Source organism: Micromonospora sp. 4G55 (assembly GCF_016803375.1).
This window is the reverse complement of sequence record NZ_JAEVHN010000329.1, coordinates 1-6,687: the sequence shown is the minus strand read 5'-3', so window position 1 is coordinate 6,687 and position 6,687 is coordinate 1. Positions and strand designations below refer to the sequence as shown.

General features: G+C 73.1%; 4 protein-coding genes and 3 pseudogenes. 2 read left to right on the top strand and 5 right to left on the bottom strand.

What is annotated here, in order from left to right; genetic code table 11:
- The 4 genes and pseudogenes from JNW89_RS23135 to truB all read right to left on the bottom strand — a co-directional run.
- Nucleotides 1-2,255, bottom strand: a pseudogene (locus JNW89_RS23135) (polyribonucleotide nucleotidyltransferase); the annotation flags it as partial.
- 221 nt (nucleotides 2,256-2,476) lie between these two features.
- Nucleotides 2,477-2,746, bottom strand: a complete 270-nt coding sequence (gene rpsO, locus JNW89_RS23130) for a 30S ribosomal protein S15 (protein ID WP_088963411.1) — start codon at nucleotides 2,744-2,746, stop codon at nucleotides 2,477-2,479.
- A gap of 193 nt (nucleotides 2,747-2,939) precedes the next feature.
- Nucleotides 2,940-3,868, bottom strand: a pseudogene (locus JNW89_RS23125) (bifunctional riboflavin kinase/FAD synthetase).
- A gap of 75 nt (nucleotides 3,869-3,943) precedes the next feature.
- Nucleotides 3,944-4,828 (bottom strand): tRNA pseudouridine(55) synthase TruB, encoded by an 885-nt coding sequence (gene truB / locus JNW89_RS23120; RefSeq protein WP_238450480.1) that lies wholly within the window; start codon nucleotides 4,826-4,828, stop codon nucleotides 3,944-3,946.
- A gap of 88 nt (nucleotides 4,829-4,916) precedes the next feature.
- Here truB and JNW89_RS23115 point away from each other — a divergent pair, with 88 nt between their 5' ends.
- The gene (locus JNW89_RS23115) at nucleotides 4,917-5,213 is read left to right on the top strand and encodes a hypothetical protein (protein ID WP_238450479.1); all 297 of its coding nucleotides are present in this window, start codon (nucleotides 4,917-4,919) and stop codon (nucleotides 5,211-5,213) included.
- A gap of 141 nt (nucleotides 5,214-5,354) precedes the next feature.
- Nucleotides 5,355-6,341, top strand: coding sequence for a hypothetical protein (locus tag JNW89_RS23110; RefSeq protein WP_238450478.1), 987 nt, complete (start codon nucleotides 5,355-5,357; stop codon nucleotides 6,339-6,341).
- A gap of 53 nt (nucleotides 6,342-6,394) precedes the next feature.
- Here JNW89_RS23110 and JNW89_RS23105 read toward each other — a convergent pair.
- Nucleotides 6,395-6,687: pseudogene (locus JNW89_RS23105) on the bottom strand (MATE family efflux transporter); the annotation flags it as partial.

Genomic DNA, 6,687 nt, shown 5'->3' with positions numbered 1-6,687 from the left:
ACGGTCACCGCCGCGGTCGCCGCCCCGACCGGCCGGACGCTCGCCACCGGCGGCCTCGCCGGCGGCCGGCGCCTCGGCGCCCTCCGGGCGGACCTTGTCCAGGTAGATCTTGCCGCGGGCGTCGATGTCCGCGATCTCGACCTCGACCTTGTCGCCGACGTTGAGGAAGTCCTCGACCTTCTCGACCCGCTTGCCGTCGCCCACCTTGGAGATGTGCAGCAGGCCGTCGCGGCCCGGCAGCAGCGAGATGAACGCGCCGAACGCGGCCGTCTTGACCACCGTGCCGAGGAACCGCTCGCCCTGCTTCGGGAGGGTCGGGTTGGCGATGCCGTTGATCCGGTCCACCGCGGCCTGGGCCGACGGGCCGTTGGTCGCGCCGACGTAGATCGTGCCGTCGTCCTCGATGGAGATCTCGGCGCCGGTCTCGTCCTGGATGGCGTTGATGGTCTGGCCCTTCGGGCCGATCACCATGCCGATCTTGTCGACCGGGATCTTGACCGTGGTGACCCGCGGCGCGTAGTCCGACATCTCGGCCGGAGCCTCGATCGCCGCCTGCATCACGTCGAGGATGGTCTGCCGGGCCTCGTGCGCCTGCTGGAGCGCGGCGGCCAGCACGTCCGACGGGATGCCGTCGAGCTTGGTGTCGAGCTGCAGCGCGGTGACGAAGTCCCGGGTGCCGGCGACCTTGAAGTCCATGTCACCGAACGCGTCCTCGGCGCCGAGGATGTCGGTCAGCGTCACGTACTGGGTCTTGCCCTCGACCTCGTCGGAGATGAGGCCCATGGCGATGCCGGCGACCGGCGCCTTCAGCGGCACACCGGCCGACAGCAGGCCCAGCGTCGAGGCGCAGACCGAACCCATCGAGGTGGAGCCGTTGGAGCCGAGCGCCTCGGAGACCTGCCGGATGGCGTACGGGAACTCCTCGCGCGCCGGCAGCACCGGGATCAGCGCCCGCTCGGCGAGCGCGCCGTGGCCGATCTCGCGCCGCTTCGGCGAACCGACCCGGCCGGTCTCACCGGTCGAGTACGGCGGGAAGTTGTAGTTGTGCATGTAGCGCTTGGACTTCTCCGGGGAGAGGGTGTCCAGCGACTGCTCCATGCGCAGCATGTTCAGCGTGGTGACGCCCAGGATCTGGGTCTCGCCCCGCTCGAACAGCGCCGAGCCGTGCACCCGGGGCAGCACGCCGACCTCGGCGGTAAGCGGGCGGATGTCGCGCGGGCCGCGGCCGTCGATGCGGATCTGCTCGCGCAGCACCCGGTTGCGGACCTCGGACTTGGTCAGCGACCGGAAGGCGGCGCTGAGCTCCTTCTCCCGGCCCTCGAAGCGACCGCCGAGCTCCTCGGCGACCCGGGCCTTGACCCGGTCCAGGGCCTCCTCGCGGGCGCCTTGCCGGCGATGGTGAGCGCCTCGGCCACGTCGGCGCGGGCCAGGTCGGCCACCGCCGCGTAGACGTCGTCCTGGTAGTCCAGGAAGACCGGGAACTCGGCGACCGGCTTGGCGGCCACCTCGGCCAGCTCGCTCTGCGCCCGGCACAGCTCGCGGATGGCCGGCTTGGCGGCCTCCAGGCCGCTGGCCACGACCTCCTCGGTCGGGGCCGGGGCACCGCCGGCGACCAGCGCCACGGTGTGCTCGGTGGCCTCGGCCTCGACCATCATGATCGCGACGTCGCCGTCGGGCAGGGCGCGGCCGGCGACCACCATGTCGAAGGTGGCCCGGGCCAGCTCGTCGATGGTCGGGAAGGCGACCCACTGGCCGTCGACGTGCGCCATCCGGGTGGCCCCGATCGGGCCGGAGAACGGCAGGCCGGAGAGCTTGGTCGACATCGAGGCGGCGTTGATCGCCACGACGTCGTACGGGTGCTGCGGGTCGAGCGCGAGGACGGTCTCGACGACCTGGACCTCGTTGCGCAGGCCCTTGACGAACGACGGGCGCAGCGGCCGGTCGATCAGCCGGCAGGTGAGGATCGCGTCCTCGCTGGGGCGGCCCTCGCGGCGGAAGAACGAGCCGGGGATCCGGCCCGCGGCGTACATCCGCTCCTCGACGTCGACGGTCAGCGGGAAGAAGTCGAACTGCTCCTTCGGCTGCTTGCCGGCGGTGGTGGCGGAGAGGACCACGGTCTCGCCCAGCTGGGCGACGACCGAACCGGCGGCCTGACGGGCCAGCCGACCGGTGGAGAAGGTGATCTCACGGGTGCCGAAGGACCCGTTGTCGATCACAGCGGTGCGGGATTCGGTGCCGAGGTTGGTCTCGGTCATGGTGCTGTCGTGCTCCTTCGCGTCGGGGGCCCACGACACGGGAGCTGCTCAGACGGCCGGTCTTCGATCGAAGCGCCCGGGTGACCGGCGTGATGCCGGGATGCCCGGAGGCCACTACCGGAGACCGGTACGCTGACCGGCTCCCTCTCGGGTGGTCGCGCGGCCCTGTTCTTCAGTGGTACCGGAACGGGGGAGCGGCCGCAGGCCACTCCCCCGTCACGTCACCGGCGCAGGCCGAGTCGCTCGATGAGCGACCGGTAGCGGTTGATGTCCTTCTTCTGGACGTAGTTGAGCAGCCGACGGCGCCGGCCGACCAGCAGCAGCAGCCCGCGGCGGCTGTGGTGGTCGTGCTTGTGCACCTTCAGGTGCTCGGTCAGCTCAGCGATCCGCTTGGTGAGGACCGCGACCTGCACCTCCGGCGAACCGGTGTCGCCCTCGGCGGTCGCGTACTCCGCACGGATCGTGGCCTTGGCTTCCTGGTCGAGCGCCATGTTCTCCCTGTTTCGGTGGGTTGATCACTGGTGTCCGTCGAACCGGTCAGGAGACCGGAACGGACCGGTACCTCGCACCCGCGGCGTCGTGCAGGCACGCGAGGCCCCACGTCGGTCAGCCGACGTCCCCGCCAGACTACCAGTCCGGCCCCGTCCCATCCGGTCAAGGTCGGCGAAGCCGCCCGCGGCGCGCTCAGCCGATCGCCCGGCGGGTCCGCTCGACGTCCTCGGCGATCTGCGCCACGAGGGGCTCGATGGCGTCGTACCGGCGCTGCTCCCGCAGGTGCGCGACGAAGTCCAGGGCCAGCCGCTCGCCGTACAGGTCGCCGGAGAAGTCCAGCGCGTACGCCTCCACCCGCCGCTCCCGACCGGAGAAGGTCGGGTTGGTGCCGATCGACACCGCCGCAGCCAGGGGCTCCCGCTGCCCCCGACGCACCAGCCGGGCGGCGTACACCCCGTCGGCGGGGACCGCCGCGTACCGGTGGCGGAGCAGGTTGGCGGTGGGGTAACCCAGCTCACGTCCGCGCTGGTCGCCCCGGACCACCACGCCCTCCAGCCGGTGCGGGCGGCCCAGCGCGGCGGCCGCGGCGGCCACGTCGCCGGCGTCGACGCAGGAGCGGATGTACGTCGAGGAGAAGACGGTGCCCGCCTCGGCCACCAGCGGCGCGCCCTCCACCCCGAAGCCGAAGGTGCGGCCGAGCCGGGTCAGCAGCGCCACGTCGCCGGCCGCCCGGTGCCCGAACCGGAAGTTGTCTCCCACCACGACCAGCGCGGCGTGCAGGTGCTCGACCAGGACGTCGTGCACGAACGCCTCCGCCGGCAGCCGGGAGAACTCCGGGGTGAACGGCACCACGCAGAGCACGTCGACGCCGAGGGCCTCGATCAGCTCCGCCTTGCGGGCCGGCTCGGTGAGCACGGCGGGGTGCGAGCCCGGGCGGACCACCTCCGCCGGGTGCGGGTCGAAGGTGACCACCACCGACTTCATGCCCAGCTCCCGGGCCGGGCCACGGCGTGCCCGATGGTCGCCTGGTGCCCCTTGTGCACGCCGTCGAAGACGCCGATGGTGACGACCGAACGCCCCCAGCCACCGGGCGCCGCGTCGTACCCCCGCCACCGCTGCATGCCGCTCCTCCCCTGCTTCCCCGGCCTCGCCGGGTACCCGCGCCGGCCGCGCGACCGGCGCACCCGCCACCGCCGTCAGGCCGGGGCGAGCACGATCTCCGCGCGGGCCCGGCCGTCCCGCTCGCTGACGATAGCGATCAGGCCGCCGTCGGGACCGAAGACCGCGTACGGCCCGGCGATGCCGGCCGCGTCGAGCGGTCCCCCGTGGGAGAGCACCTTCGCCTCGTCGGCGCTGGCCTCCCGACGCGGGAAGAACCGGTCGGCGGCCGCGTCGAGCGGCAGGTTGACCACCTCGGGGGCGCGCTGCTCCAACTCGTCGAGGGTGGCGGCCTCGGTCAGCCGGAAGCCACCCACCGCGGTACGCCGCAGCGCGGTGAGATGCCCACCCACCCGGAGCGCCAGGCCCGCGTCCCGCGCGATGGCCCGGATGTACGTCCCGGACGAGCAGGTCACGTCGATGTCCACGTCCAGCACGTCGGGGGTGTCCCGGCGGACGGCCAGCACGTCGAGGCGGGAGATGGTGACCCGCCGGGCGGGCAGCTCGACGCTCTCGCCCTCGCGTACCCGCTTGTAGGCCCGCTGTCCGTTGATCTTGATGGCGCTGACCGCGCTGGGCACCTGGTCGACCTCGCCGGCGAGCGCGGCGAACGCCGCCCGGACCGCCTCGTCGGTGAGCTGGCCGGCCGGGGTGGTGGCGATCACGTCACCCTCGGCGTCGTCGGTGACGGTGGCCTGCCCGAGCCGCACCGTGGCGGTGTAGCTCTTGCCGGCGCCGATCACGTACGTCAGCAGCCGGGTCGCCCGGCCCACCCCGATCACCAGCACGCCGGTGGCCATCGGGTCGAGCGTGCCGCCGTGCCCCACCCGCCGGGTCCGCGCCAGCCGGCGGATGCGCGCCACCACGTCGTGCGACGTCATGCCGCCCGGCTTGTCCACCACGATCAGCCCGTCACCGCTCACGACCGCCAAGCCTGCCAGACGGGGTCGCGGGGGCCGTCACCGCACGGCACAATGCCCCTCGCGTCCCCACCACCGTCTCCGGAGTCCGATGAGCAACCCGCCCTCCCACGAGCACCGCGCCCGGGTCGACCTGCCGGAGTGGATGCGCAACCCCGAGCCGCCCCGCCGCACCCCGGGTCGGCTGCTCTCCGAGCTGGTCGACCGGACCCCGGTGCTGCGCGAGCTGCGGCGCGCGGCGTGGCGGTGGCGGGAGCACACCCGGTTCAGCGAGCGGCACCCGGTGCTCTCGGCGGTCGTGTCGTTCGTGTTCGTCGCGGCCGTCGCCACGGTGCTCGTGGCGGGCGCGGCCTACCTGTTCGGCAGGATGCGCGAGGGCACCCTCTGAGCCGAGCGCGTCCGCGCCGTGGGTCGCGGGGCCTGCCGTTCGCTCTGCGGCCGGGACGGCCGTGTCCGGACCGGGGACGACGCGACGGGCCGCCGGGTGCGAAGATCATGCACCCTCATTCCCCCCAGCTCTGGGACCGCAATGACTGACGAACAGCCGTCCACCACACCGGAACCGCCCGCGGTGGCCACCGCCGAGCCGGTGAGCCTGCCGTCCTGGATGCGGGAGTCCGACACCTCCCAGGAGCTGACCCCCGCTGAACGACGCCGGCTCACCTGGGCGCGGCACCGCGGCAAGGTGCTCGTCGGCCTCGTCGCGGTGGTGGCCCTGGCGCTGGTCGTGCTGCTGGGCCTGGGTGGCCACACCCTTGTGGAAGGTGTCCGCACCGCCACGCCACCGTCGCCCTCGCCGGTCCCCCCCAACACGATCGGCGAGCCGCAGGACCACTTCGCGGACACCCCCGCCGCCGACTTCCCCGTCGGTGCGGAGGGCATCGTGCTGCCACCGGCCCTGGCCACGGGCCCGTTCAGCGCCGGGCAGGTGCGCAGCACGCTGGACGGGGTCCGGCGGGCGCTGATCGAAGCCCGGCTGGAGACCGCGATGCTGGTCGGCGACAACGAACCGTTCCTGGCCCTGCTGGCGAAGGACGCCCGCGCGGGCCTACTGCCGCAGTTCGCCGACAGCACCTTCCTGAACTACGCGACCCGGGTGGACTCGCGAACCGACTGGGAACCCGATGTCAGGGTCTCCGGAACGATCAGCTACCGCGCCACCAAGGACGCGGACGGGATCCGCATCCTCGAGGTGACCGCCCGCTTCGCCTGGGTGTACGCCTTCGACATGTATCTCGGCAAGGCCGTCCCGCCGGGAGCCCACCTGGTGGTCATCCGGGACACGCAGGTCTGGGCCCTGCCCCATCCCGACGACGTCCGGGCGTCCGCGCGTGGCCTGTGGCTGGATTCCGCCGAGGCCACCACCTGGAACGCCGACTGCTCGAAGACCAAGAATGGCTTCATCGCCCTGGACCCCTGGTTCCCGGGTAAGGGCCGGCGTGGTTCGGACCCGTCACCAGGGCTGGCGGAGGTCTTCGACCCGGAGCGGCCCAGCCGCGCCACCGAGTCCTGCTGAGATCCGGGGGCGGCCGGGTCGGCGCGGGTCGGGTCGTCCCCCCGCCCTGACAGTCAGCGGACCGCCCCGGTCACCGCCCACCCGCCCGAGCGCAGCCGCAGCAGCAGCGCGACCAGCCGGATCACGATGAACAGGGTCAGCCCGGCCCAGATCCCGCCGAGCCCGAGGTCGAGCCCGTGGGCGAGCCAGATCGCCGGCAGAAAGCCGCCGAGCGCCGCGACGATGGTCAGATTGCGCAGGTAGCGCACGTCCCCGGCGCCGATGAGCACGCCGTCGAGGGCGAAGACCACGCCGGCCAGCGGCTGCATCGCCACGAACCAGGGCCAGGCCACCATGGCCTGTTCGC